At 42.9% G+C, this 750-nt stretch carries 2 protein-coding genes; both read left to right on the forward strand.

The features are described from left to right. Positions 1-235, forward strand: a 235-nt coding sequence (locus tag ACTHUE_RS19620; protein ID WP_440424237.1) for an SMI1/KNR4 family protein, incomplete at its 5' end; no start/stop codon positions are given. Between the two features lie 199 nt (positions 236-434). After that, positions 435-563: a hypothetical protein gene (locus ACTHUE_RS19625; protein ID WP_256388401.1), complete on the forward strand. Its 129-nt coding sequence runs from the start codon at positions 435-437 to the stop codon at positions 561-563. The last annotated feature ends 187 nt before the right edge of the window (positions 564-750 follow it).

Here is a 750-nt window from a genome sequence, read left to right on the forward strand (position 1 = left end):
GTGCGGTAAAATGGGCAGTCGTTTTTTGGAAGATCCTAAAAATCACGCATTACCGCATATTGGCGTTTACTTTGCCGAAGAAGATAGCGGACACGGATTTTTTGCGCTGGATTATCGCAACATAAATGCCGATGGTGAGCCACCGGTTATCAATATTTATTTGGATAATTTTCATGAAGAATATATTGCCGACAGCTTTGCTGCTTTTATTCGCCGTTTGACTGCAGATGAGTAAGCAGGGCGGATAAGTAGTTAGGATTTCAAATATTCTTGTTACTAATAAGCTGATATAAAATAAAGGTCGTCTGAAAACCGATTTCAGACGGCCTTTTTCAATACATTAAATCAAGACAAAGCAACAAAGCCATATCTATTCCGATTCATACGGCAACAAAACGTCCCAAGTCTAAAACCAACCCACTCAGAGAAAAAACATGAAACACATCCTCCTTATCCTGACCCTCGCCACACTCACCGCCTGCGCCTCCAGCCATACCGGCGGCTACGGCTATGCCGGAAACAACGGCGCTTCCGCAGGCGTGACCCAAACATTCCGTTGGTAAGGCCGTCTGAAATACGGCATGGTGTTACACCATAGAAAACAGACCGATTCCAAACGTAAAGGCAAGTTTTACACTTGCCTTTTTTATACTATTTAGCGGCTCAATAACGCATCAATTCGCATCATTAAGCCGCCATTTAAATGTTAGAAAACGTTAAAGGCCGTCTGAAAACAGACTGTATAAACCC

Source organism: Neisseria sp. P0021.S005, assembly GCF_051956955.1.